Consider the following 23,141-nt stretch of genomic DNA (forward strand, 5'->3'; position numbering starts at 1 on the left):
AGGGGCTTCAGTCCCGACGCCTTTACCGACAAGGCGTCGGGGCTGAAGCCCCTCCCACACTGTTTTACGACACGGTGATCATGCGATGGGGCAGGGCGCATGGCCCTGCCGCCGCGTTGCGCTCAACCGGCCAGCTTGCCGAAGATGCGGAATCCCGCCAGCCACACGCCGATCATGCTGCCGAGGTTGGTCAGCAGGAAGGTCAGCACCACCCGCGAGACGCGGTTGCGGTACCAGCCGCGCAGGTTCTGCGCGTCGTCGCGCAGCGCCAGGAAGTCGCCGTAGGCCGGCTTGCGCATGTGCACCTCAACCAGTGCGCTGAACGCACCGGCCGGCACGCCGGGCCGGAACGGCTTCAGCGGCGCGGCGAGGGCGCCGGCGATGATGCTCAGCGGATGGCCGCCGGCCAGCAGGCAGCCCAACCCGGCCAGGCCGCCGGTGAACAGCACCCACTGCAGCAGCAGGTCGGTGCCCAGCGCGAAGCCGCCGCGCCAGTAGCCCCAGGCCACGCCGCCCAGCACCAGCGCGGTCAGGGTCAGGGTGATCCACGGCACCTTTTTCTTGGTCGGCACGTCTTCCAGCGACTTGCGCAGCGTGGCCGGATCGTCCTGATCGTCCTGCAGGTGCCTGGCCAGGCCGGCCAGATGGCCGGCGCCGACCACGGCCAGCACGTCGCGGATGCCCTCGGCGCGTGCGGCATCCACATAGTCCGGGGTCGCAATCGGGGTCTGGCTGGGCGCGGTCCGCTGCGCATGTTCCTCGCGCAGGCGGGTGGCCATGTAGCGGTCGCGCTCGGCGATGATGGTGTCGTACAGCGCCGGGCTTTCGCTGGCGAAGTCGCCGAAGCTGGCCTCGAGCATGTCGCCCTGCTTGAGCTTCTCGATCTCCGCCTCGCCGACCTCGTCGGAGGCGAACAGACCGCCGAGCAGGCCGCTGCCGAGCTTGAGCTTGCCGAAGAAACCGAGCCGGCCGGAGGCGCGCTTGAAGGTCAGCCCGACCTCGCGGTCGATCAGGTACACCGGCAGCTGCCGCTCGCGCGCCAGCAGCACCGCGCGCTTGAGTTCGGCGCCGGGTTCGATGCCCAACTGCTCGGCCAGGCGCCGCTGGTAGGCGGCCAGCGCCAGGTTCGCTGCGAACAACGCCACCCGGCCCTTGCGGATCACCTGCACCAGGTCCAGCTTGGTCAGCGCGTCCGGGTCGGTCAGCGCCTGCAGCCGTTGCGGGTCCAGCTCCACCGCGACCGCATCGAAGCGGCCGCTGTCGATCGCCCGTTCCACGGCGGCGACACTGGCCAGCGACACATGCGCTGTGCCGAGCAGGGTGTAGCGCACGCCATCGCGCTCGACGATGCGGTACGGCTGGCCGGCGAACAGGGCGTCGTCGCCGGCCTGGGAAAGTTCGTTCATTCCATCACTCATCGAAGGGCGCCTGGTCGGCGCCGGGGTGCGGCAGGTCTTGGGCTTGCAGCTGCCGCAGGTGCGGCGCGTCAGTCGATATAGCGCTTCAGCAGATCGCCATAGGCGTCGATGCGGCGGTCGCGCAGGAACGGCCAGATCCGCCGCACGTGCTCGCTGCGCTGCAGGTCCACGTCGCAGACCAGCACGGTCGGTTCGGCGCCGGCTTCGGCGACGAACTCGCCCTGCGGGCCGAGCACGTGGCTGTTGCCCCAGAACTGGATGCCGGCCGCGCCCACCACGCCATCGGCGGCCAGCGGCGAGGCTTCGTGGCCGACCCGGTTGCAGCTGAGCACCGGCACGCCGTTGGCCACGGCATGGCCGCGATGGCTGAGGATCCAGGCGTCACGCTGGCGCTCCTGCTCGGCCTGCTCGTCGCTGGGATCCCAGCCGATTGCGGTCGGATACAGCAGCAGTTCGGCGCCGGCCAGCGCCATCAGCCGCGCCGCTTCCGGATACCACTGGTCCCAGCACACCAGCACGCCGAGGCGGCCGACCGAGGTCTGGATCGGGGTGAAGCCGAGATCGCCCGGGGTGAAGTAGAACTTCTCGTAGAAGCCCGGATCGTCCGGAATATGCATCTTGCGGTACTTGCCGAGCAGGCTGCCGTCCTTCTCGAACACCACCGCGGTGTTGTGGTACAGGCCTGCGGCGCGGCGCTCGAACAGCGACGCGACCAGCACCACGCCATGGCGCTTGGCCAGCGCGCCGAGGCGCTCGGTGCTGGGGCCGGGAATCGGCTCGGCCAGGTCGAATTCGTCCACCGACTCGTGCTGGCAGAAATAGGCGCCGTTGTGCAGTTCCTGCAGCAGCACCAGCTGCGCGCCCTGCGCCGCGGCCTCGGCCACGCGCGATTCGATGACCGCCAGATTCGCCGCGGCATCGCCATGGTTGCGCTCCTGGATCAGCGCGACGGAAAGAGTGTTTCGGCTCATTGCGGAAGGATGGTCGGCGAAAGCGCGCATGGTAACGCGGATGGCGCCGCGGCAGGTTCCCGGCAGATGAATGCCGCCCGGCGCGGCGTGGAGATGTTCCCGTGGCTCGGCGTTGAGGCGCTCAGCGCCGTTTGGCGCCGAATTCGGTGCGCTGCCGGAGTTCCACAGAAGAACCGCAATTCGGCGTTCTGTTGCCATCGCCGCCTCGGAAGCGGAGTCCTGCGGCGGCACGTATGGCGATTCCTGCGGAGTAGTGCGACCCGGCGAAAGCCTGCGGTCGCTCCTAGGCGTCTTCGATCAGCGAACGCGGATCAGGCGGCCAGTACGCCCTCGGGCAACTGCATGGTGATGCAGTGCAGGCTGCCGTTCTGCCAGATCAGCGCGCGGCACGGAATCGGCACGATGTCGTGCTGCGGGAACGCCTGCGCCATCACCGCCTGCGCCTGCGCATCGGCCGCATCGCCATAGGCCGGCATCAGCACCGCACCGTTGACGATCAGGAAGTTGGCGTAGGACGCGGCCAGGCGCCGGCCGTGGTCGAGCACCGGCTGCGCCCACGGCAGCGGGAAAAGCTGGTACGGGCGACCGTCGGCGGTGCGCAACGCGGCCAGTTCTGCGCCCATCGCCTGCAGCTCGGCGTAGTGCGAATCGCCGGCGTCGTCGCAGGCCTGATAGACGATCGCGTCTTCGCTGGCGAAGCGGGCGAGGGTATCGATATGCGCGTCGGTATCGTCGCCTTCCAGATAGCCGTGGTCCAGCCACAGCACGCGCTGTTGCGCCAGCCAGTCGGCCAGGTCGTGGCTCAGCGATTCGCGCGAGCGCTGCGGATGGCGTTCGTGCAGGCACTGCCAGGTGGTCAGCAGGGTGCCGGCGCCATCGCTGTCGATCGCGCCACCTTCCAGCGCGAAATCGATGCTGCGCACGTCGCTGCCGGCGAACAGCTGCTGCGCCGCAAGCGCGCTCACCAACTGGTCGTCGCGGCTCGCCTGGAACTTGCCGCCCCAGCCGGTGAAGCGGAAGTCCAGCAACTGGAAACCGCCGCCGTCCCGGGCCAGGGTGATCGGACCGGAGTCGCGCAGCCAGGTGTCGTCGTACTCGGCCTCGACGAACCGCACGCGCTGCATGTCGACCCGCGCCGAGCGCAGCCGCGCCTCGGCGTAGATCTGCAGGTCGGCATCGGCGACGCAGATCAGCACGCGCTGGTAGCGCGCGATCGCCGCGACCAGCGCGATATAGGTCTCCTCGACCTCGGCCAGGCGCTCGGCCCAGTCGGTACCGGCATGCGGCCAGGCGATCAGGATGGCGGACTGGGGCTCCCATTCCGCGGGAAGGCGAAGGCGATCAGTCATTGCGACCACTACTCACGTCGTGCCCAAGCCGAAGCTCAGGCTTTTCATTTGATCCCCGCACATGGATGTGCGGGCTCTTGCGAAGGGACTCGCATAAAAACTCTTGCGAGGGACTCGCATACCAACTCGCATCACCGAATCGCAGGCTTGGGTCCAACCTCGTTGGCATCGGCCTTGTTGGCGACCACGTCCACCACCTTGTGCTTCTCGAAGTACACAGTGAAGGCCGGATACACCCAGCGGTTGATCGTCGGCCACTGCCGCTTCTGTCCGCCGCGCGGTTCCAGCTTCGACTGCGGGGCGCCGTAGCGCGCCTCGACCTCGCCCATGCTCAGCCCGCGCGCCGGCATCGCCGCCACGGGTTCCTGCTTGACCCGCTCGACCAGCAGGGTCTCGGCGTGGGCGCCCCCGGCCAGGCCCAGGACGACCAGCAGCGGCAGTACGGACAGACGGTGCTTCATCACGGTGTGCTCCCCAGAGGACGAACGGCGATTACAGCAAATTTCGGCAACAAAAAACCGCCCGAAGGCGGCTTTCGTCGATGACCCGCAACCGTGCGCGCGGTGCCGCAGGGCGGGCCGTCGTCGGATCAGCGCTGGCGAGCCTTGAAACGCGGGTTCGACTTGCAGATCACGAAAACCTTGCCGCGGCGGCGGACCACCTTGCAGTCGCGGTGACGGGTCTTCGCCGACTTCAGGGAGGACAGGACTTTCATGGCACACCTCGGCGTAAACTTGTGGATTAGAGAAGGGTACGGCGTGGCGAAACCACGTCGCTGGATCAGTAAGCCGGCGAGTATAGCCTGGTTTTCTTCATGGTTTCAACTGCTTGCGCCAGCCCGGCCGGCGCCGGGGCTACAATGCGCCGCCCCCCGTCCGAGGAACCGCATGAACGACCCCGCTCCCGTCCTGACCATCGATGGCCCTTCCGGGGCCGGCAAAGGCACCGTCAGCCGCATCGTCGCCGGCAAGCTGGGCTGGCATTACCTGGATTCGGGCGCACTGTACCGGGCGGTCGGCGTGGCCGCTAGCTGGGCCAACCTGGACATTTCCGACGCTGCGGCGCTGGTGCGCTGCACCTTCGATACCCATGTCACCTTCGAGGACGTGGCCGGCGGCGGCCTGCGGGTCAGGATCAACGAGGTCGACGCCACCGACGAGCTGCGGCTGGAGACCACCGGCGCGGTGGCCTCGGCGATCGCCGCGATTCCGGAGGTGCGCGCGGCGCTGAAGCAGCGCCAGCGCGCGTTCCGGCGCCTGCCGGGGCTGGTCGCCGACGGCCGCGACATGGGTACGGTGATTTTCCCGGATGCCCCGTACAAGGTGTTCCTGACCGCCAGTGCCGAGGAGCGCGCCATGCGCCGGCATAACCAGTTGAAGGAAAAAGGAGTTTCCGTTATATTCGACGACCTGCTGCGCGAGATCATGGCCCGCGACGCACGCGATGCCCAACGTTCGGTGGCGCCCCTGAAGCCGGCAGACGATGCCGTCCTCCTGGATACCACCGGCATGGACATCGAACAGGTGGTCGGCCGCGTCCTGGAATTGCTGCCCACCTGAGGGCCGCGCCGGGAGTAGGGCAGCAGCATGGCGCCGCTTCGGTGGCATCCAGGCGATGTATCCGCAATCCGCTTCACACGTAACGCCGCACTACCGTTGTTCCACGCTCCGCCGCGCAATGTCGCGCTGCGGTTTTTCCCATTTCACACCCGGCCGCGGTTTTGGGCCGACTAACCAGGTGGGCAGTTCGCCGTTTCCAGAAGAAACGCACTGTCCGTGTGTCCACGAGAGTAATTTCAATGACCGAATCATTTGCCGAACTGTTCGAAGCCAGTCAAACCAATCTGGCCAAGCTGAAGCCGGGCTCCATCGTCACCGGTATCGTCGTGGAAGTCCGCGGCGACGTGGTGGTGATCAACGCCGGCCTGAAGTCCGAAGGCATCGTGCCGATCGAACAGTTCCGTAACGACGCTGGCGAGATCGACGTCGCCGAAGGCGACCTGGTCAAGGTCGCCCTCGACTCGCTCGAGAACGGCTTCGGCGAAACCGTGTTGTCGCGCGAGAAGGCCAAGCGCGCGATGGTGTGGGACGAGCTGGAAGAAGCGTTGGAAAAGAACGAGACCATCACCGGCCGCATCAGCGGCAAGGTCAAGGGTGGTTTCACCGTGGACATCAAGGATGTCCGCGCGTTCCTGCCGGGTTCGCTGGTCGATGTGCGCCCCGTGCGCGACCCGGCCTACCTGGAAGGCAAGGAGCTGGAGTTCAAGCTCATCAAGCTGGACCGCAAGCGCAACAACGTGGTGGTCTCGCGTCGTGCCGTGGTCGAGAGCGAGCACTCGGAAGAGCGCGAGCAGCTGATGGACAAGCTGCAGGAAGGCGCGATCCTGAAGGGCGTGGTCAAGAACCTGACCGATTACGGCGCGTTCGTGGACCTGGGCGGCATCGACGGCCTGCTGCACATCACCGACATGGCCTGGAAGCGCGTGCGCCATCCGTCCGAAGTCGTGAACGTCGGCGACGAGCTGGACGTGCGCGTGCTGAAGTTCGACCGCGAGCGCAACCGCGTTTCGCTGGGTCTGAAGCAGCTGGGCGAGGATCCGTGGGACAACATCGCGCGTCGTTACCCGGCCAACAGCCGCGTCTACGGCAAGGTATCCAACGTCACCGATTACGGCGCGTTCGTCGAGATCGAGCCGGGCGTGGAAGGCCTGGTGCACGTGTCGGAAATGGATTGGACCAACAAGAACGTCAACCCGTCCAAGGTCGTGCAGGTCGGCGACGAGGTCGAGGTCATGGTCCTGGACGTGGACGAGGAGCGTCGCCGCATCTCGCTGGGCATGAAGCAGGTCGCCGCCAATCCGTGGGAAACCTTCGCGGCCACCCACAAGAAGAACGACAAGGTGTCCGGCCAGATCAAGTCGATCACCGACTTCGGCATCTTCATCGGCCTGGACGGCGGCATCGACGGCCTGGTGCACCTGTCGGACATCAGCTGGAACACCACCGGCGAAGACATCGTGCGCAACTTCAAGAAGGGCGACACGCTGGAAGCCGTGGTGCTGGCGGTGGATCCGGAGCGCGAGCGCATCAGCCTGGGCGTCAAGCAGCTGGAGCAGGATCCGTTCGGCCAGTACATGGCGGCCAATCCGAAGGGTTCGAAGGTCGAGGGCGTGGTGCGTGAAGTGGACGCCAAGGGCGCCACCATCGACCTGGCCGACGGCATCGAGGGCTACGTTGCCGCGCGCGACATCGCCAACGAGCGCGTCGACGATGCGACCCAGCACCTGAAGGTCGGCGACAAGATCGAAGCCAAGTTCGTGGGCATGGACCGCAAGGGCCGCACCCTGCAGCTGTCGATCAAGGCCAAGGACGATGCCGAAATGCGCGAAGTGCTGGAGGAATACCAGTCCGCGTCGGGCGGCACCACCCAGCTGGGCGCGCTGCTGCGTGCGCAGTTGAACGGCAACAAGTCCGAGTAATCCGCCACACGCAGCGTTTCTGGCACGGCCCGGTTAATCCGGGCCGTGCCGGGTTGCGACCCCACCGCACGAATCCGAATGACCAAGTCCGAACTGATCGAAATCCTGGCGCGCAAGCAGGCGCATCTGAAGGCGGACGACGTCGATCTGGCGGTGAAATCGCTGTTGGAAATGATGGGCAGCGCGCTGTCCGGCGGAGACCGCATCGAGATCCGCGGTTTCGGCAGTTTTTCCCTGCATTACCGGCCGCCGCGCCTGGGACGCAATCCCAAGACCGGCGAGTCCGTCGCGCTTCCCGGCAAGCACGTGCCGCATTTCAAGCCCGGCAAGGAATTGCGCGAACGCGTCAGCGGCGTCGTTCCGGTCGAGTCCGACACGCCCTGATACGCCCCGAGCCTGCGCCTTCGCGTCCCGGACTTTCCCGGAACCTGCGCCTGTTCGGCTAATCTAGTGTCTCCCGACGCTGGAGAGCTTCATGAAAATTGCCCGTCTGCTGATATTGCTGGTGTTCCTGCTGGCCGGTCTGGTCATCGGATCGCTGAATTCGCAGCAGATCGTCATCAATTTCGGTGTCGCCGGCATCAACACCACCTCCGGCATCGCCATCATCGTTTCGCTGTTCGCCGGCGTGGTGATCGGCGCGGCACTGGTGCTGGCCACGTTGGTGATCCCGCTGTACGCCAAGCTGCGTCGCGCCAACAAGGCCGCGATCGCCGCTGCCGCGCCGGTCGTCGCACCGGTACCGACCTATACCCCGCCTGTGGACGGACGCTGATCTTCGATGGACTTCCTGACCGAGTGGTTCTGGTTCTTCCTGTTCCTGCCGCTGGCGGCGCTGAGCGGATGGGTGATCGGCCGCCGCGGTGGCCAGCGCCACGGCGACACGCAGGTCAGCCGGCTTTCCAGCACGTATTTCCGCGGCCTGAACTACCTGCTCAACGAAGAGCCGGACAAGGCGATCGAGCTGTTCCTGCACATCGCCGAGCTGGACAAGGAAACCTTCGAGACCCAGGTCGCGCTCGGTCACCTGTTCCGTCGCCGCGGTGAAGTCGACCGCGCGATCCGCCTGCACCAGGGTCTGGTGCAACGTGCCGATCTCAGCGATCCGCAGCGCGTGCAGGCCTTGCTGGCGCTGGGCGAGGACTACATGAAATCCGGCCTGCTGGACCGGGCCGAGACCGTGTTCACCGAGCTGGCGCAGATCGACCAGCGCGCGCCGCAGGCGCTCAAGCACCTGATCGGCATCTACCAGGCCGAGCGCGACTGGGAAAAGGCGATCGACAACGCCACCCGCTACGAAGACGTGACCGGCGAGCCGATGGGCAAGCTGATCGCGCAGTTCGAATGCGAACTGGCCGACCGCTACCGCGCATCCGGCAAGCCGGAGCTGGCGCGCTCGGCGATCGCGCGCGCCTACCAGGCCGACGCCACCTCGGTGCGCGCCGGCATCCTGGAAGGGCGCATCGATGTGGACGACGGCAACGACGAGGCCGCGATCCGCGCCTTCGAACGTGCCGCGCGGCACGATCCGGACTACCTGCCGGAGATCATGCCGGCGCTGATGGATTGCTATCGCCGCCGCGGCAACGATCTCAGCGGCGCACGCGCCTTCCTGTCGGAAATGACCGAGCACTATCGCGGCATCGCCCCGGTGCTGGCGCTGACCCGGCTGATGGAGTCGCAGGAAGGCGTGTCCGCGGCGCGCGCCTATCTCGGGCGGCAGCTGAAGGATCGGCCGTCGGTGCGCGGCGAGTCGGCGTTGATCGACCTGACCCTGGCCGAGGGCGCCGATTCCACCGCCACCCTGCAGGACCTGAAGCACATCACCGACCAGTTGCTGGTGCGCAATCCCAGCTACCGCTGCACGCGCTGCGGCTTCGGCGCGCGCACCCATCACTGGCAATGCCCGAGCTGCAAGGAGTGGGGCACGGTCAAGCCCTTGCTCAACTACGCGGTGGTGTAGATGCAGGTGGCAGGGTGGGTGCTGCTCGCCGCGCTGGCGGCGTTCAGCGCGGTCGGGACCTGGTTGTCGCGCCGCTATGCCCTCAAGCGCAAGCTGATGGACGCGCCCGGCGAGCGGCGCAGCCATACGGTGGCGACGCCGCGCGGCGGCGGTGTGGCGATCGTCGCCGCGGTGCTGGCGGCCTGCGCGTATTCGGCGACGCTGTGGCCGCAGCAGGGCATGGCCATCGCGGCGTTCGCTGGCGGACTGGTGCTGGTCGCCGGCATCGGCTGGTGGGACGATCACCGCCCGCTGTCGGCCGCGCTGCGGCTGCTGGTGCATGCGCTGGCCGCCACGCTGCTGGCCGGACTTGTCTACCGATTGCACCAGAATCCCTGGCTGGCCGCGTTGACCTGGCTGGCGACGATCTCGCTGATCAACATCTGGAACTTCATGGACGGCATCAACGGCTTGGCGACCAGCCAGGCGATGCTGGTGGCGCTGGGTTTCGCCATGTTGCTGCCCGCGCCGCTGCGCTGGCCGTGCTGGGTGCTGATCGTGGCCTGTGCCGGCTTCCTGCCGTTCAACTATCCGCGGGCGCGTATCTTCCTTGGCGACGTCGGCAGTGGCGCGTTGGGGTATCTGGTCGCCGCGCTGTTCGCGCTGGGCAATGTTGCGACCGAGCTCACGCCATGGTTGCTGTTGATACCAATATCCGCGTTCGCCATCGACGCAGGCTTCACGCTGCTGTCGCGCATGCTCGCCGGCGAACGCTGGTGGCAACCGCATGCGCAACATTTTTACCAGCGTTGGGTACATACAGGCAGGAGCCACACGGTTGTGACCTTCGCCTATGCCCTGTTCAGCATTGTCGCGATTACAATCGCCTGGTTCGGTGGAACGTTGCGCACCGGGGGGCAGGTTGGGTTGGCGTTGGCCTGGTACCTATCGGCGAGCGCACTTTGGCTGACTTCACGCAAGGGATTGCGCTGAACTCTCATGGATAACTGATGCTTTCGATTCGCGACCGCTTTACCGAGCTGTTCCCCAAGGCCTCCGTGGTCGTGCACGATCTGGCGATCGTCTGGATCTGCTGGCAGCTGCTGCATGCGGCGCGCTACACGATGCTGCCCGGCGAGCACCCCTTGCCGTTGTGGAACCTCAACACCGCCATCGTGCTGGGGGCGCAGGGCCTGGTGTTCTGGAAGGTTGGGCTGTATCGCGGACTATGGCGCTTCGCCAGCGTTCCGGATCTGCTGAACATCTTCAAGGCCAGCTTCTACGGGCTGGTCGCGATCGTGCTGGGGCTGGCATACAGCCGCTTCGATTCCATTCCGCTGTCGGTGCTGATGGTGTATCCGTTCGCGCTGTCGGCGCTGCTCGGCGCGCCGCGACTGCTGTACCGCGCGTGGAAGGACTACCAGATCGCGCATTCTGACGAGACCGCGCGGCGCGTGTTGATCGTCGGTGCCGGCCGTGCGGCCGAGGCGCTGGTGCGCGACCTGCGCCGCTCCGGCGCCTACCATCCGGTCGGCTTCGTCGACGACGCCGGCCATCTGCATGGGGCCAAACTGCAGGGCCTGCCGATTCTGGGCCGGATCGACGAAGCCGGCGCGATCGCCAAGGAAACCGCGGCCAAGCTGCTGGTCATCGCGATCCCGTCGCTGGACGCGGCCGGCATGCAGCGGGTGGTGGCGATCTGCGAAGGCACCGGGCTGCCGTTCCGCACCGTGCCGCGCCTGCTCGATGTGCTGGAAGGCCACTTTCTGCCGGGCGAACTGAAGGAGGTCGCGATCGAGGACCTGCTCGGGCGCAAGCCGGTGACCCCGGACTGGAAGCTGATCAAGGGCTGGTTGTCCGGGCGTACGGTGATGGTGACCGGCGCCGGCGGGTCGATCGGTTCGGAGCTGTGTCGGCAGTGCGCGCGCCATGGCGCGCGCAAGGTGGTGCTGCTGGAGATCGACGAACTGGCGCTGATCACCATCCATGCCGATCTGCATCGCACCTTCCCCGATCTGGAGATCGAGTGCGTGCTCGGCGACTGCGGCGATCCGGCCGTGACCCGCCATGCGATGCGCATCGCCGAGCCGGATGCGGTGTTCCATGCCGCGGCCTACAAGCAGGTGCCGCTGCTGGAACGGCAGTTCCGCGAGGCGGTGCGCAACAACGTGCTGGCCACCGAGAACGTGGCCCGCGCCTGCGTCGCCGCCAAGGTCTCGACCTTCGTGTTCATCTCCACCGACAAGGCGGTGAATCCGGTCAATGTGCTCGGCGCCTCCAAGCGCTATGCGGAGATGGTGTGCCAATCGCTGGACGACCAGACGGTGGGCACGCGCTTCGTCACCGTGCGCTTCGGCAATGTGCTGGATTCGGCCGGCAGCGTGGTGCCGTTGTTCCGCGAGCAGATCCGCCAGGGCGGCCCGGTCACTGTGACCGATCCGCAGGTGACCCGCTATTTCATGACCATCCCCGAGGCCTGCCAGCTGATCGTGCAGGCTGCGGCGTCGGCCTCGCACGGCGCGATCTACACGCTGGACATGGGCGAGCCGGTGCCGATCCGCCTGCTCGCCGAGCAGATGATCCGCCTGGCCGGCAAGCAGCCAGGGCGCGACATCGCGATCGTCTACACCGGGCTGCGCCCGGGCGAGAAGCTGCACGAGACCTTGTTCTATTCCGACGAGAACTATCGCCCCACCTCGCATCCGAAGATCCTGGAAGCCGGTGCGCGCAGTTTCTCGCGCGAGAACGTGTTGCAGGGTCTGCAGCAGCTGCGCGCGGCGGTGGCCGAATACGACAGCGACGCGATCGAGAAAGTGCTGCGCACCACCATGCCCGAATTCGCGCCGCTGCGACAACAAGCCGGTCAGGATAGCTCCGCTACAATCGTCCCATTCCCCGCACGCGAGGCCAGAAGGCTCTGATGAGCAAGAGAATCCGCAAAGCAGTTTTTCCGGTTGCAGGTCTGGGTACCCGCTTCCTTCCCGCCACCAAGACGGTGCCCAAGGAAATGCTGCCGATCATCGATCGGCCGTTGATCCAGTACGCCGTGGACGAGGCGATCGAGGCCGGTTGCGACACCCTGATCTTCGTCACCAACCGCTACAAGCACGCGGTTGCGGATTACTTCGACAAGGCCTACGAACTGGAGCAGAAGCTCGAGCGCGCCGGCAAGCTGGAGCAACTGGAACTGGTGCGCCATGTGCTGCCCAACGGCGTGCGCGCGATCTTCGTGACTCAGGCCGAAGCGCTCGGCCTCGGCCATGCGGTGCTGTGCGCTAAGCCGATCATCGGTGACGAGCCGTTCGCGGTGCTGCTGCCCGACGATCTGATCTGGAACCGCGGTCCGGGCGCGCTGGCGCAGATGGCCGACGTGGCCGAGCGTTCCGGCGCCAGCGTGATCGCCGTGCAGGATGTGCCGCACGAGAGCACCGGCAGCTACGGCATCGTCGCCACTGAGGCGTTCGACGGCAGCGAAGGCAAGATCACCGCGATCGTCGAGAAGCCCAAGCCGGCCGATGCGCCGAGCGACCTGGCCGTGGTCGGCCGCTATGTGCTCAGTTCCAAGATCTTCGATCTGCTGGAAAAGACCGTGCCGGGCGCCGGCGGCGAGATCCAGCTGACCGATGCGATCGCCGCGCTGATCGAGAGCGATCCGGTGCATGCATACCGTTTCGAGGGGACCCGCTTCGACTGCGGTACCCATATCGGCCTGATCGAGGCGACCATCCGCTATGCGCTGGACCACGAGAAGCTGAGCAAGCCGGCCCAGGACATGATGCGTCGCGCCTTGGCCGACGTGGACGCCGGCAGCAAGTAAAAACGCGGCAACGCTGCCGGAGCGCGCGGGTCCGCCGCGTCGCGTACGGGGTTCGGCAGCGCAAACCGCCGCGCACGAAAAAGGGCAGCCTAGGCTGCCCTTTTTCGTGGTCGAGGCGAGGCGTTCAGAGCGCTTCGATGATGCCCGCCGCACCCATGCCGGTGCCGATGCACATGGTGACCATGCCGTACTTCTGCTGGCGGCGGCGCAGGCCGTGCACCAGCGTGGCGGTGCGGATCGCGCCGGTGGCGCCGAGCGGATGGCCGAGCGCGATCGCGCCGCCGAGCGGATTGACCTTGGACGGATCCAGGCCGCTGTCGCGGATCACCGCCAGCGACTGCGCGGCGAAGGCTTCGTTGAGTTCGATCCAGTCGATCTGGTCCTTGCTCAGCCCGGCCTGCTTGAGTGCCTTGGGGATCGCCGCGATCGGGCCGATGCCCATCACTTCCGGGCGCACGCCGGCGACCGAGAAGCTGACGAAGCGGGCGAGGGGAGTCAACCCGTAGTCCTTGATCGCCTGCTCGGAGGCCAGCAGCACCGCGCCGGCGCCGTCGCTCATCTGCGAGGAGTTGCCGGCGGTGACACTGCCGCCGAACTGGCCGTTGCGGAACACCGGGCGCAGCTTGGCCAGGCCTTCGATCGAGCTGTCCGGGCGCGGGCCTTCGTCGGTGTCGACCAGGCGCTTGCGCAGCGCGATGACGTTGCCGGCCAGGTCGGGCTGGTGCGACAGGATCTCGTACGGGGTGATCTCGTCGCGGAATTCGCCGGCGGCGATCGCGGCGATGGCCTTCTGGTGCGAGGCGAGCGCGAACGCGTCCTGGTCCTCGCGCGACACCTTCCACTCTTCGGCCACTTTCTCGGCGGTGATGCCCATGCCGTAGGCGATGGCGACGTGGTCGTCGGCGAACACGCTCGGCGACAGCGCGACCTTGTTGCCCATCATCGGCACCATCGACATCGACTCGGTGCCGCCGGCCAGCATCAGGTCGGCGTTGCCCAGGCGGATCTGGTCCGCGGCCAGCGCCACCGCCTGGATGCCGGAGGAGCAGAAGCGGTTGATGGTCTGCCCGGCGACCGAATTCGGCAGCCCGGCCAGCAGCACGCCGATGCGCGCCACGTTCATGCCTTGCTCGCCCTCGGGCATCGCGCAGCCGATGATCGCGTCGTCGATACGCGAGAGATCGATGCCCGGCGCCTGCGCGACCACCGCACGCAGCACGTGCGCCAGCATGTCGTCCGGACGGGTATTGCGGAACACGCCCTTGGGCGCCTTGCCGACCGGGGTACGGGTGGCGGCGACGATGTAGGCTTCCTGGATCTGTTTGCTCATGGCTTTCTCCGAAAGCCGGGATTGGGGATTCGGGATTGGGGATTCGTCAAAGCGAATCTCGGTGGTGCCCGAATGTCTTGTGCCCGGCGGATGAATTGTTGGAGGGAATCGTTGCAGGATGGAGAGCCGCGGTTGCGAATCCCCAATCCCCAATCCCCAATCCCGAATCTCAGTTCCTCAACGGCTTACCCGTCTTGAGCATGTGCCCAATCCGCGCCTGGGTCTTTTCCTGCTGGGCCAGTTCGACGAAGTGCTTGCGCTCGAGCTTGAGCAGCCATTCCTCGTCCACCAGCGCGCCGCGGTCGACTTCGCCGCCGCACAGCACGGTGGCGATGCGGGTGGCGATCTCGTAGTCGTACTCGCTGATGAAGCGGCCTTCCAGCATGTTGACCAGCAGCATCTTGAAGGTGGCGATGCCGACGTCGCCGGCGACCTGGATGCGGCGTGCCGGCAGCGGCGGGCGGTAGCCGCTGTCGGCCAGCGCGCGCGCTTCGGCCTTGGCGATGTACAGCGCCTCGTAGCTGTTGAACACGACCTTGTCGGTGCCGCGCAGCAGGCCCAGTTCCTTGGCGTTGACCGCCGAGGTGGAGACCTTGGCCATCGCCACGGTCTCGAAGGTCTTCTTCAGTTCGGCGAACACGTCGCCGCCGGGGCCGGCCGCCTGCGAGGCGCGTACCGCGATCTCCTTCAGGCCGCCGCCGGCCGGCAGCAGGCCGACGCCGGCCTCGACCAGGCCGATGTAGCTCTCCAGCGCCGCCACGGTCTTGGCGCTGTGCATCTGGAATTCGCAGCCGCCGCCCAGGGCCAGGCCGCGCACTGCCGCGACCACCGGCACCAGCGAGTACTTGATGCGCTGGCTGGTGGCCTGGAAGTTGGCGACCATCGCTTCGAACGCATCGACCTTGCCGGCCTGCAGCAGGCCCAGCGCGCCGGCCAGGTCGGCACCGGCGGAGAAGGGTTCCTTGTGCTGCCAGAGCACCAGGCCCTTGAAGTCCTTCTCGGCGCGGCCGACCGCTTCCTGCAGGCCGTCCAGCACCTGGTCGGACACGGTGTTCATCTTGGTCTTGAAGCTGACCACGGCGATGTCGTCGCCGTCGTGCCACAGGCGCAGGCCGTCGTTCTCGAACACGGTCTCGCCCGGTGCGAACTTCTCGCCCAACAGCGGATCGGGGAAGCGCTGGCGCTGGTACACCGGCAGCGCCGAGCGCGGCAGCTTGGCGTTGCGCGCCGGGCTGTAGCTGCCTTCGGCGGCATGCACGCCGTCGCGGCCGTCGAACACCCAGTCCGGCAGCGGCGCGCTGGACATGGCCTTGCCGGCCACGATGTCGTCGGCGATCCACTGCGCCACCTGCTTCCAGCCGGCGGCCTGCCAGGTCTCGAACGGGCCCAGCGACCAGCCGTAGCCCCAGCGGATCGCCAGGTCCACGTCGCGCGCGGTCTCGGCGATATCGGCCAGGTGATAGGCGCTGTAGTGGAACAGGTCGCGGAACGTGGCCCACAGGAACTGCGCCTGCGGGTGCTGGCTCTCGCGCAGCTTGGCGAACTTCTCCGCCGGGTTCTTGATCTTCAGGATCTCCACCACTTCCGGCGCCGCGCTGCGGTCGGCCGGGCGGTAATCCTGCTTCTGCAGGTCCAGCACCACGATGTCCTTGCCGACCTTGCGGAAGATGCCGGCGCCGACCTTCTGGCCGAGCGCGCCCTTGGCGATCAGCGCGTCCAGCCACTTCGGCGAGGCGAAGTACTGGTGCCACGGATCGTCGGGCAGGGTGTCGGCCATGGTCTTGATGACGTGGGCCATGGTGTCCAGGCCGACCACGTCGGAGGTGCGGTAGGTCGCCGACTTCGGCCGCCCGACCAGCGGGCCGGTCAGCGCGTCCACTTCGTCGAAGCCCAGGCCAGACTGCGCGGTGTGGTGGATGGTGGACAGGATCGAGAACACGCCGATGCGGTTGCCGATGAAGTTCGGGGTGTCCTTGGCGTAGACCACGCCCTTGCCCAGGGTGGTGACCAGGAACGCTTCCAGGCCTTCCAGCACCGCCGCATCGGTGCCCTTGGCCGGGATCAGCTCGGCCAGATGCATGTAGCGCGGCGGGTTGAAGAAATGCACGCCGCAGAAGCGGTGGCGCAGCTGCTCGGGCAGCACGTCGGACAGCGCATTGATGCCCAGGCCGGAGGTGTTGGATGCCAGCACCGCGTGATCGGCCACGAACGGGGCGATCTTCTTGTACAGGTCCTGTTTCCAGTCCATGCGCTCGGCGATGGCTTCGATGATCAGGTCGCAGCCGCGCAGCTGCTCCAGGCCCGATTCGTAGTTGGCCGGGGTGATCGCCTCGGCCAGCGTGGCGCTGGCGAGCGGGGCGGGGCTCAGCTTGGTCAGGTTGGCGATGGCCTTGAGCACGATGCCGTCGGGATGGCCGTCCTTGGCGGGAAGGTCGAACAGGACGGTGTCGACGCCGGCGTTGGTCAGGTGCGCAGCGATCTGCGCGCCCATCACGCCCGCGCCCAGGACGGCGGCACGGCGGACTAGCAGGGGGTTGGACATAGCGATCAGCCTCTGTGGGTCAACGATTGCGGGATATGGATAGAACGGTTCTTGCGCAATTACGGCGCGGAGCGGGCCAGGAAGCCGGCCTCGGCGAAACGGATGAGCTCGCGCGCGGCGTGGGCGCGATGCGCGCCTTCGCTGACGCCGGCGGGGCGCTTGATCAGGCCGAAGTCGGCCATGGCATAGGTCAGGGCGCCGGCCAGGAAGTCCAGGCGCCAATACAGTTCTTCCTTGCTCAGTTCGGGCACGCAAACGGCAATGGCCTTGCCGAACTCGCGCAGCACATGGCCGTAGTGGTCGGACAGGAACTGGCGCAGGCTGTCGTTCTTCTCGGCGTAGGCGCGGGCGATCACGCGCACGAAGGCGCCGCCGCTCTGACGGTCCTGGGCCATCGCCAGCGCCGGCTCCACGAACGCCGCCAGCACCGGGCCGAGCTGGCCGGGATGCTGGCGTTGGGCGGCTTCCAGTTGCGACAGGCGCGCGGCGGTCATCTCGTCCATGCGCCGCCGGAACACCTCGTTGACCAGGTTTTCCTTGGAGCCGAAGTGGTAGTTCACCGCGGCGATGTTGACGTCGGCCTGGCTGGTGACCTGGCGCAGCGACGTGCCGGAAAAGCCGTGCTGGGCGAACAGTTCCTCGGCCGCACTGAGGATGCGGTCCTTGGTCGAGAAGTGCGCTTGCTTTGCCATGCGGCCGCCAGAATCAATCAAACGATTGTTTGAGTCTAGGCCTGGCGCCCGGCCGCGTCATGTTGCGATGCAGCATGATTCAGCCGGCGGCCGTGCAAAGCCCGCTGCGATTGGATAGAATTGTCCATCGCAATTCTGGCTAAGCCCGCGTTTTGACGCGGGTTTTTTTCATGCTAACCTCGGGCCATCTAGTCTAGTGGCCCGCCCAACGGAGAAATTCCCATGGCGCTGGAGCGCACCCTGTCCATCATCAAGCCCGATGCCGTCGCCAAGAACGTCATCGGCGAGATCTATTCGCGTTTCGAGAAGGCCGGCCTGAAGGTCGTGGCCGCCAAGTACAAGCAGCTGTCGCGCCGCGAGGCCGAGGGCTTCTACGCCGTGCACCGCGAGCGTCCGTTCTTCAACGCTCTGGTCGAGTTCATGATCTCCGGCCCGGTGATGATCCAGGCGCTGGAAGGCGAGAACGCCGTGGCCGCGCACCGCGACCTGCTCGGCGCCACCAACCCGAAGGACGCCGCGCCGGGCACCATCCGCGCCGATTTCGCCGACTCGATCGACGCCAACGCCGCGCACGGTTCCGACTCGGTCGAGAACGCCGCCAACGAAGTGGCGTATTTCTTCGCCGCCACCGAAGTGGTTTCGCGCTAAGAGGTCATCGTGAACGAGGTCGTCCACACTCCGTTGGCGCTCGCCGATCCGATCCGGACCGGCGGCGCGACCAAGCAGAATCTGCTCGACCTCGATCGCGAGGGCCTGGAGCGTTTCTTCGCCGACACGCTCGGCGAAGCGCGCTACCGCGCCCACCAGGTGATGAAGTGGATTCACCATCGCTACGTCACCGACTTCGACCTGATGACCGACCTCGGCAAGGCGCTGCGCGCCAAGCTGCAGCAGCATGCCGAGGTCGTCGTCCCCAACATCGTGTTCGACAAGCCTTCCACCGACGGCACCCACAAGTGGCTGCTGGCCATGGGCAGCGACGGCAAGAACGCGATCGAGACCGTGTACATCCCCGACAAGGGCCGCGGCACGCTGTGCGTGTCCTCGCAGGTCGGCTGCGCGCTCAATTGCACGTTCTGTTCCACTGCCACCCAGGGCTTCAACCGCAACCTGTCCACCGCCGAGATCATCGGCCAGGTGTGGGTGGCGGCGCGGCACCTGGGCAACGTGCCGCACCAGCAGCGCCGTCTCACCAACGTGGTGATGATGGGCATGGGCGAGCCGCTGATGAATTTCGACAACGTCGTGCGCGCGATGAGCGTGATGCGCGACGATCTGGGCTACGGCCTGGCCAACAAGCGGGTCACGCTGTCGACCTCCGGCCTGGTGCCGATGATCGATCGCCTGTCCACCGAGAGCGACGTGTCGCTGGCGGTCTCGCTGCATGCGGCCGACGACGCGCTGCGCGAGACGCTGGTGCCGCTGAACAAGAAATACCCGGTCGCCGAGCTGATGGCCGCGTGCGCGCGCTACCTGCGCGCCAACAAGCGCCGCGAATCGGTGACCTTTGAATACACGCTGATGAAGGGCATCAACGACCAGCCCGAGCATGCGCGGCAGTTGGCGCGGCTGATGCGCCAGTTCGACAACGCGGTGCAGGCCTCGAACGCGGGCAAGGTCAACCTGATTCCGTTCAATCCGTTCCCGGGCACGCGTTACGAGCGTTCCGGCGAGACGGAGATCCGAGCGTTCCAGAAGATCCTGCTCGATGCGCAAGTGCTGACCATGGTGCGGCGCACGCGCGGCGACGACATCGACGCGGCCTGCGGCCAGCTCAAGGGGCAGGTGCTGGATCGCACCCGGCGCCAGGCCGACTTCCAGCGCCAGTTGCAGACCCAGGCGGACCGGGATGCCGCGGCCTAAGCATTTTCTGGCCATCGTTGCGTTGGCCGCGGCGCTGCTGGCGTTGTCGGCGTGCGCCGGGCACGGCACCACGCCGGGCAAGCTGCGCAATGTCGAGCAGGTGGCACCGGAATACGACTTTCGCGACAGCGGCGAGGTCAAGGCGCGCTACGCGCTGCAGGAACAACTCGGCCTGGCCGGCAACCGGCTCAGCGGCGGCGATCTGGCCGGCGCCGAGGAACATGCGCGCAAGGCGCTGGCGCTTGCTCCGGATTCGGTGCAGGCGCACACGCTGCTGGCGGTGGCCGCTGGCCGCCGTGGCGATACGGCCACGGCCGGCGAGCATTACCGCAAGGCCGCCGAACTGGCGCCGAACCGCGGCGAGTCCTTGAACAACTACGGCGCCTGGCTGTGCGCGAACGGTGCCGCTGCCGACGCGCTGCAGTGGTTCGATCGCGCGCTGCAAGCGCCCGGCTACGCCACGCCGGCGTCGGCCCTGGCCAATGCCGGCGGTTGCGCGTTGCAGATCGGCCAGCGCGAGCGCGGCGTACGCGACCTGCGTAAGGCGCTGGCGCTGGAGCCGGGCAATGCCTACGCGCTGGAAGCGATGGCGCGCGACGAAGCGGCGCAGGCGCGCTTTTTCGAGGCGCGGGCCTTCTCGGAACGGCGTCTGGCGGCTGCGCCGGCCACTGTATCCGTGTTACAACTTGCTATTCAGATTGAACAAGGGCTGGGCGACATGGCTGCTGCCGGCCGTTACCAACAGCGGTTGCGCAAGGAGTTTCCCGATGCCGCGACCACGACTCCCGGGGCTAGTGCATTGTGATCAGTGATTCCAATCCGAACGCTTTCGACGGCGCCAAAGGTTGCGGGCAACAGCTCCGCGAAGCGCGCGAAGCGGCGGGCCTGAGCATCGACGAGGTCGGTGGCCGCTTGCGCATGCCGGTGCGCGTGATCAGCGCGCTGGAAGCGGAACAGTGGCATAGCCTCGGCGCGCCGGTGTTCGTGCGCGGCCAGCTGCGCAGCTACGCGCGCCTGCTCGGGGTGGACCTGGGGCCGCTGCTGGAGAGCGCGCAGATCGCGCCGGTGCAGCCGGTGGAGCTGATCAGCCATACGCATACCCCGCCGCTGCGGCGCATGCTCGAGAGCGCGACCCGGCGCATGGTGTACGTGGTGATCACTGCCGGACTGGCAGTGCCGGTCTGGTACGCGACCCGCACCCATTTCGCCGACGACGGCCCGAGCACCGCGTCGCTGGACGTGGTGCCGGCGACTCCGGGCGACGCCGCGCAGCCCGCGACGGCCGGCGCCGGCGGCAACCCGGCCCCGGCCGCCGCGTCGGGCAATCGCCCCGCGCCGCCTGCGGCGCCGTACATCGCCTCGCTGACGCCGCTGCCGCGCGCCTCCAGCGAGGCGGAAAAGCCTGGCCTGAGCCTGTCGTTCCAGGGCGACAGCTGGGTGCAGATCATCGCCCCGGACGGCACGCCGCTGGAAAAGGCGCTGCTGAAAGCCGGCGAAAAGCGCGACTACGCGCCGGGTCAAGTGGGCCGCATCGTGCTTGGCAATGCGTCGGCGGTCCAGGTTCAGCAATCCGGTAGTACCGTGGATCTGACTCCGTACAAGCGCGCGAACGTGGCCCGCTTTGCGGTATCCTCTGACGGTTCCGTGGTGCCAGCGTCCGAGTGACGGCGGCGCGGTTCCTCAATCTCAACATTCCATGTCCCGTCGTTGCGGCGGGGCGAGAGTACGCATGGCGATCGACGACCTGCTCGACGAGCACGAACAAAGCGAACGCGTCCGCACTTGGCTCAGGAAAAACGGCGCCGGCCTGATCGGCGGCATTGCCCTGGGCATCGGCGCGATCATTGGCTGGCAGTGGTGGACCAAGCAGCATTCCAACGATCTGGCGCTGGCCAATTCCCACTACGACGCCGTGCTCAAGAGCATCCAGGCCAAGCAACTGGACAAGGCCAGCAAGGACATGGCGGCGCTGCAGCAGGGTCCGGCCAACATCTATGCCGAACTGGCCGCGCTGCGCCTGGCCAAGGCGCAAGCCGATGACGACAAGTACGACCAGGCCCTGGCGACGCTGCGCGGCCTCAAGGCCGAGGGCGAGCTGAAACTGCTGATCGACCAGCGCGTGGCGCGGTTGCTGATCCAGACCGGCAAGAGCGACGAAGCGCTGAAGCTGCTGGCCTCGGCCGACGACAACCAGAGCCTGGAGATCCGTGGCGATGCGCTGATCGCGCAGGGCAAGCGCGATGCGGCACGCGAAGCGTATGCCAAGTCGTTGACCACCCTGGACGTGGCGGCGCCGCAACGGCGACTGCTGGAAACGAAGTTGATGGATGCGGGCGGCACCGTGCCGAATCCTGCGGAGCCGATCTGATGAAGGTAGTCATGTTCAAGCGCATCGCGACCATCGCGCTGCTGGGTCTGGCGCTGTCCGGTTGCAGCACGGTCAAGGGCTGGTTCGCGGGCAAGGACGCGGCCGCCAAGAAGGCCGCCGAGCCGGCCGAGCTGGTCGATTTCAAGCCGTCGGTGAAGATCGTCAAGCTGTGGTCCACCGATGCCGGCAAGGGCGAGAAGCGGATCGGCGTGCGCCAGCATCCGGCCGTGGCCGACGGCAAGGTGTACCTGGCCGCGGCCTCCGGTTCGGTCTATGCGCTGGACCTGCAGACCGGCAAGACGCTGTGGGAATACGACGCCAAGAAGGCGCGCAAGGAGCGCCTGTCGCAGGTGCAGGAGCAGCCGGAGAGCCAGGTCGAGGGCGAGTCCAGCAAAGGCCTGTCCAAGGACGAGCGCGCCGCCTACAAGCAGCGCCTGCGCAACGAGAAGCAGCAGGCGAAGGAGCGCAAGCGGCTGGAGAAGAACCGTCCGTTGCCGCGCTTCGCCGGTGGTCCTGGCGTAGGCGAAGGCTTGGTCGTCGTCGGTGGCCTGAATGGCGAAGTGATCGCGCTCGATGCCGTCAGCGGCACCGAGAAGTGGCGTGCCAAGGTGCCCAACGAAGTGATCGCCGCGCCGGTGGTCTCGCAGAACATGGTGTTCGTGCGCAGCAACGACGGCCACGTCACCGCATTCGATGCGAGCACCGGGCAGCAGCGTTGGTTCCATGTGCAGGAACTGCCGACGCTGACCGTGCGCGGCAACGCGCCGGTGGTGGCCGGCCCGGGCGTGCTGTTCATCGGCAACGACGACGGCACCCTGGCGGCGCTGGCGATGCAGGACGGGCGCGTGCTGTGGGAGCAGACCATCGGCGTGCCGGAAGGCCGCACCGAACTGGAGCGCATGTCCGACGTGGACGGCGCACCGGTGCTCGACGGCACCACCGTGTACGCGACCAGCTTCAAGAATCAGACTGTGGCGCTGGAAGGCCCGAGTGGGCGTCCGCTGTGGACCCGCGATCATGGCGGTGCAGGCGGTGTTGCCGTCAACTCCAGCAGCGTGGTGGTGGCCGACAATGCCGGCTCGGTGTGGGCGCTGGACAAGGCTTCCGGCTCGGCGACCTGGTCGCAGCCGGCGCTGGCGCGGCGTTCGCTGACCGGCGTGGCGATCCAGGGCGACTACGCCGTGGTCGGCGACTACAAGGGTTATCTGCATTGGTTGAAGCTCGACAACGGCGAGATCGCCGCACGCGAGCGAGTGGGACGCAAGGCGCTGGTAGCGCAGCCGGTGGTAGCCGATGGCATCCTGCTGGTCCAGAACACGAAAGGCGACCTGACCGCGTTCCGGTTGGGTCAATAAAGGAAGGGAATTCGCG

The 23,141-nt window shown here is 67.0% G+C and carries 22 protein-coding genes; 14 read left to right on the forward strand and 8 right to left on the reverse strand.

What is annotated here, in order from left to right:
* Nucleotides 1–122: 122 nt before the first annotated feature.
* The 5 genes from HEP74_RS09910 to ykgO form a co-directional block, all read right to left on the reverse strand.
* The gene (locus tag HEP74_RS09910; RefSeq protein WP_524540779.1) at nucleotides 123–1,418 is read right to left on the reverse strand and encodes a TraB/GumN family protein; all 1,296 of its coding nucleotides are present in this window, start codon (nucleotides 1,416–1,418) and stop codon (nucleotides 123–125) included.
* 68 nt (nucleotides 1,419–1,486) lie between these two features.
* Nucleotides 1,487–2,389 (reverse strand): carbon-nitrogen hydrolase, encoded by a 903-nt coding sequence (locus tag HEP74_RS09915; protein ID WP_185816292.1) that lies wholly within the window; start codon nucleotides 2,387–2,389, stop codon nucleotides 1,487–1,489.
* Nucleotides 2,390–2,700: 311 nt separating this feature from the next.
* On the reverse strand, nucleotides 2,701–3,738 hold the full coding sequence (locus tag HEP74_RS09920) for an agmatine deiminase family protein (protein WP_185816293.1): 1,038 nt from the start codon (nucleotides 3,736–3,738) through the stop codon (nucleotides 2,701–2,703).
* Nucleotides 3,739–3,869: 131 nt separating this feature from the next.
* Nucleotides 3,870–4,199 carry a hypothetical protein gene (locus HEP74_RS09925; protein WP_185816294.1) on the reverse strand — a complete coding sequence of 110 codons (330 nt, stop codon included), beginning with the start codon at nucleotides 4,197–4,199 and terminating at the stop codon, nucleotides 3,870–3,872.
* A gap of 128 nt (nucleotides 4,200–4,327) precedes the next feature.
* The gene (gene ykgO, locus HEP74_RS09930) at nucleotides 4,328–4,453 is read right to left on the reverse strand and encodes a type B 50S ribosomal protein L36 (RefSeq protein ID WP_005913193.1); all 126 of its coding nucleotides are present in this window, start codon (nucleotides 4,451–4,453) and stop codon (nucleotides 4,328–4,330) included.
* Nucleotides 4,454–4,625: 172 nt separating this feature from the next.
* Between ykgO and cmk the strand changes: the two genes are divergently transcribed.
* The 8 genes from cmk to galU all read left to right on the forward strand — a co-directional run bounded on the left by cmk (nucleotide 4,626) and on the right by galU (nucleotide 12,975).
* Nucleotides 4,626–5,297 carry a (d)CMP kinase gene (gene cmk / locus HEP74_RS09935; protein ID WP_185816295.1) on the forward strand — a complete coding sequence of 224 codons (672 nt, stop codon included), beginning with the start codon at nucleotides 4,626–4,628 and terminating at the stop codon, nucleotides 5,295–5,297.
* 239 nt (nucleotides 5,298–5,536) lie between these two features.
* Nucleotides 5,537–7,216 (forward strand): 30S ribosomal protein S1, encoded by a 1,680-nt coding sequence (gene rpsA, locus HEP74_RS09940; protein ID WP_185816296.1) that lies wholly within the window; start codon nucleotides 5,537–5,539, stop codon nucleotides 7,214–7,216.
* A gap of 78 nt (nucleotides 7,217–7,294) precedes the next feature.
* On the forward strand, nucleotides 7,295–7,600 hold the full coding sequence (locus HEP74_RS09945) for an integration host factor subunit beta (protein ID WP_179564946.1): 306 nt from the start codon (nucleotides 7,295–7,297) through the stop codon (nucleotides 7,598–7,600).
* Nucleotides 7,601–7,691: 91 nt separating this feature from the next.
* A complete protein-coding gene (locus HEP74_RS09950; RefSeq protein WP_185816297.1) occupies nucleotides 7,692–7,991 on the forward strand; it encodes a LapA family protein in 300 nt (99 codons plus the stop codon).
* Nucleotides 7,992–7,997: 6 nt separating this feature from the next.
* Complete coding sequence (gene lapB / locus HEP74_RS09955) at nucleotides 7,998–9,179, forward strand: lipopolysaccharide assembly protein LapB (protein ID WP_179564944.1); 1,182 nt, start codon at nucleotides 7,998–8,000, stop codon at nucleotides 9,177–9,179.
* A complete protein-coding gene (locus tag HEP74_RS09960; protein ID WP_185816298.1) occupies nucleotides 9,180–10,151 on the forward strand; it encodes an MraY family glycosyltransferase in 972 nt (323 codons plus the stop codon).
* A 17-nt stretch (nucleotides 10,152–10,168) separates the two neighbouring features.
* Nucleotides 10,169–12,079 carry a polysaccharide biosynthesis protein gene (locus HEP74_RS09965; RefSeq protein ID WP_185816299.1) on the forward strand — a complete coding sequence of 637 codons (1,911 nt, stop codon included), beginning with the start codon at nucleotides 10,169–10,171 and terminating at the stop codon, nucleotides 12,077–12,079.
* Entirely contained in the window at nucleotides 12,079–12,975 is an 897-nt protein-coding gene (gene galU / locus HEP74_RS09970; RefSeq protein ID WP_185816300.1) for a UTP--glucose-1-phosphate uridylyltransferase GalU, read from the forward strand. Before HEP74_RS09965 ends, galU begins: the two co-directional genes overlap by 1 nt.
* Before the next feature lie 124 nt (nucleotides 12,976–13,099).
* Here galU and HEP74_RS09975 read toward each other — a convergent pair whose 3' ends face one another.
* From HEP74_RS09975 to HEP74_RS09985, 3 genes are all read right to left on the reverse strand, one after another.
* Nucleotides 13,100–14,305: an acetyl-CoA C-acyltransferase gene (locus HEP74_RS09975; RefSeq protein WP_185816301.1), complete on the reverse strand. Its 1,206-nt coding sequence runs from the start codon at nucleotides 14,303–14,305 to the stop codon at nucleotides 13,100–13,102.
* A 169-nt stretch (nucleotides 14,306–14,474) separates the two neighbouring features.
* A complete protein-coding gene (locus HEP74_RS09980) occupies nucleotides 14,475–16,847 on the reverse strand; it encodes a 3-hydroxyacyl-CoA dehydrogenase/enoyl-CoA hydratase family protein (RefSeq protein ID WP_185816302.1) in 2,373 nt (790 codons plus the stop codon).
* 59 nt (nucleotides 16,848–16,906) lie between these two features.
* Nucleotides 16,907–17,539 (reverse strand): TetR/AcrR family transcriptional regulator, encoded by a 633-nt coding sequence (locus HEP74_RS09985; RefSeq protein WP_185816303.1) that lies wholly within the window; start codon nucleotides 17,537–17,539, stop codon nucleotides 16,907–16,909.
* A 222-nt stretch (nucleotides 17,540–17,761) separates the two neighbouring features.
* On the opposite strand from HEP74_RS09985, the gene ndk reads away from it, so the two are divergent.
* The 6 genes from ndk (at nucleotide 17,762) to bamB (ending at nucleotide 23,125) form a co-directional block, all read left to right on the forward strand.
* Entirely contained in the window at nucleotides 17,762–18,187 is a 426-nt protein-coding gene (ndk, locus tag HEP74_RS09990) for a nucleoside-diphosphate kinase (RefSeq protein WP_002812972.1), read from the forward strand.
* A 9-nt stretch (nucleotides 18,188–18,196) separates the two neighbouring features.
* On the forward strand, nucleotides 18,197–19,402 hold the full coding sequence (gene rlmN, locus HEP74_RS09995) for a dual-specificity RNA methyltransferase RlmN (protein WP_458309665.1): 1,206 nt from the start codon (nucleotides 18,197–18,199) through the stop codon (nucleotides 19,400–19,402).
* 22 nt (nucleotides 19,403–19,424) lie between these two features.
* Nucleotides 19,425–20,207 (forward strand): tetratricopeptide repeat protein, encoded by a 783-nt coding sequence (locus tag HEP74_RS10000; RefSeq protein WP_185816572.1) that lies wholly within the window; start codon nucleotides 19,425–19,427, stop codon nucleotides 20,205–20,207.
* The gene (locus HEP74_RS10005; RefSeq protein WP_185816304.1) at nucleotides 20,204–21,067 is read left to right on the forward strand and encodes a helix-turn-helix domain-containing protein; all 864 of its coding nucleotides are present in this window, start codon (nucleotides 20,204–20,206) and stop codon (nucleotides 21,065–21,067) included. The genes HEP74_RS10000 and HEP74_RS10005 overlap by 4 nt, the downstream gene beginning before the upstream one ends.
* 64 nt (nucleotides 21,068–21,131) lie before the next feature.
* A complete protein-coding gene (locus tag HEP74_RS10010) occupies nucleotides 21,132–21,770 on the forward strand; it encodes a YfgM family protein (RefSeq protein ID WP_185816305.1) in 639 nt (212 codons plus the stop codon).
* Nucleotides 21,770–23,125: an outer membrane protein assembly factor BamB gene (bamB, locus tag HEP74_RS10015; RefSeq protein WP_524540780.1), complete on the forward strand. Its 1,356-nt coding sequence runs from the start codon at nucleotides 21,770–21,772 to the stop codon at nucleotides 23,123–23,125. The genes HEP74_RS10010 and bamB overlap by 1 nt, the downstream gene beginning before the upstream one ends.
* The last annotated feature ends 16 nt before the right edge of the window (nucleotides 23,126–23,141 follow it).

Origin of the sequence: Xanthomonas sp. SS (genome assembly GCF_014236835.1) — a bacterium.
Lineage (GTDB): Bacteria > Pseudomonadota > Gammaproteobacteria > Xanthomonadales > Xanthomonadaceae > Xanthomonas_A.

What these genes read in the sequence shown, in the direction of transcription:
- HEP74_RS09910 (WP_524540779.1), bottom strand. Translation starts at nt 1,418, where the DNA reads ATGAGTGATGGAATGAACGAACTTTCCCAGGCCGGCGACGACGCCCTG.
- HEP74_RS09915 (WP_185816292.1), bottom strand. Translation starts at nt 2,389, where the DNA reads ATGAGCCGAAACACTCTTTCCGTCGCGCTGATCCAGGAGCGCAACCAT.
- HEP74_RS09920 (WP_185816293.1), bottom strand. Translation starts at nt 3,738, where the DNA reads ATGACTGATCGCCTTCGCCTTCCCGCGGAATGGGAGCCCCAGTCCGCC.
- HEP74_RS09925 (WP_185816294.1), bottom strand. Translation starts at nt 4,199, where the DNA reads ATGAAGCACCGTCTGTCCGTACTGCCGCTGCTGGTCGTCCTGGGCCTG.
- ykgO (WP_005913193.1), bottom strand. Translation starts at nt 4,453, where the DNA reads ATGAAAGTCCTGTCCTCCCTGAAGTCGGCGAAGACCCGTCACCGCGAC.
- cmk (WP_185816295.1), top strand. Translation starts at nt 4,626, where the DNA reads ATGAACGACCCCGCTCCCGTCCTGACCATCGATGGCCCTTCCGGGGCC.
- rpsA (WP_185816296.1), top strand. Translation starts at nt 5,537, where the DNA reads ATGACCGAATCATTTGCCGAACTGTTCGAAGCCAGTCAAACCAATCTG.
- HEP74_RS09945 (WP_179564946.1), top strand. Translation starts at nt 7,295, where the DNA reads ATGACCAAGTCCGAACTGATCGAAATCCTGGCGCGCAAGCAGGCGCAT.
- HEP74_RS09950 (WP_185816297.1), top strand. Translation starts at nt 7,692, where the DNA reads ATGAAAATTGCCCGTCTGCTGATATTGCTGGTGTTCCTGCTGGCCGGT.
- lapB (WP_179564944.1), top strand. Translation starts at nt 7,998, where the DNA reads ATGGACTTCCTGACCGAGTGGTTCTGGTTCTTCCTGTTCCTGCCGCTG.
- HEP74_RS09960 (WP_185816298.1), top strand. Translation starts at nt 9,180, where the DNA reads ATGCAGGTGGCAGGGTGGGTGCTGCTCGCCGCGCTGGCGGCGTTCAGC.
- HEP74_RS09965 (WP_185816299.1), top strand. Translation starts at nt 10,169, where the DNA reads ATGCTTTCGATTCGCGACCGCTTTACCGAGCTGTTCCCCAAGGCCTCC.
- galU (WP_185816300.1), top strand. Translation starts at nt 12,079, where the DNA reads ATGAGCAAGAGAATCCGCAAAGCAGTTTTTCCGGTTGCAGGTCTGGGT.
- HEP74_RS09975 (WP_185816301.1), bottom strand. Translation starts at nt 14,305, where the DNA reads ATGAGCAAACAGATCCAGGAAGCCTACATCGTCGCCGCCACCCGTACC.
- HEP74_RS09980 (WP_185816302.1), bottom strand. Translation starts at nt 16,847, where the DNA reads ATGTCCAACCCCCTGCTAGTCCGCCGTGCCGCCGTCCTGGGCGCGGGC.
- HEP74_RS09985 (WP_185816303.1), bottom strand. Translation starts at nt 17,539, where the DNA reads ATGGCAAAGCAAGCGCACTTCTCGACCAAGGACCGCATCCTCAGTGCG.
- ndk (WP_002812972.1), top strand. Translation starts at nt 17,762, where the DNA reads ATGGCGCTGGAGCGCACCCTGTCCATCATCAAGCCCGATGCCGTCGCC.
- HEP74_RS10010 (WP_185816305.1), top strand. Translation starts at nt 21,132, where the DNA reads ATGGCGATCGACGACCTGCTCGACGAGCACGAACAAAGCGAACGCGTC.
- bamB (WP_524540780.1), top strand. Translation starts at nt 21,770, where the DNA reads ATGAAGGTAGTCATGTTCAAGCGCATCGCGACCATCGCGCTGCTGGGT.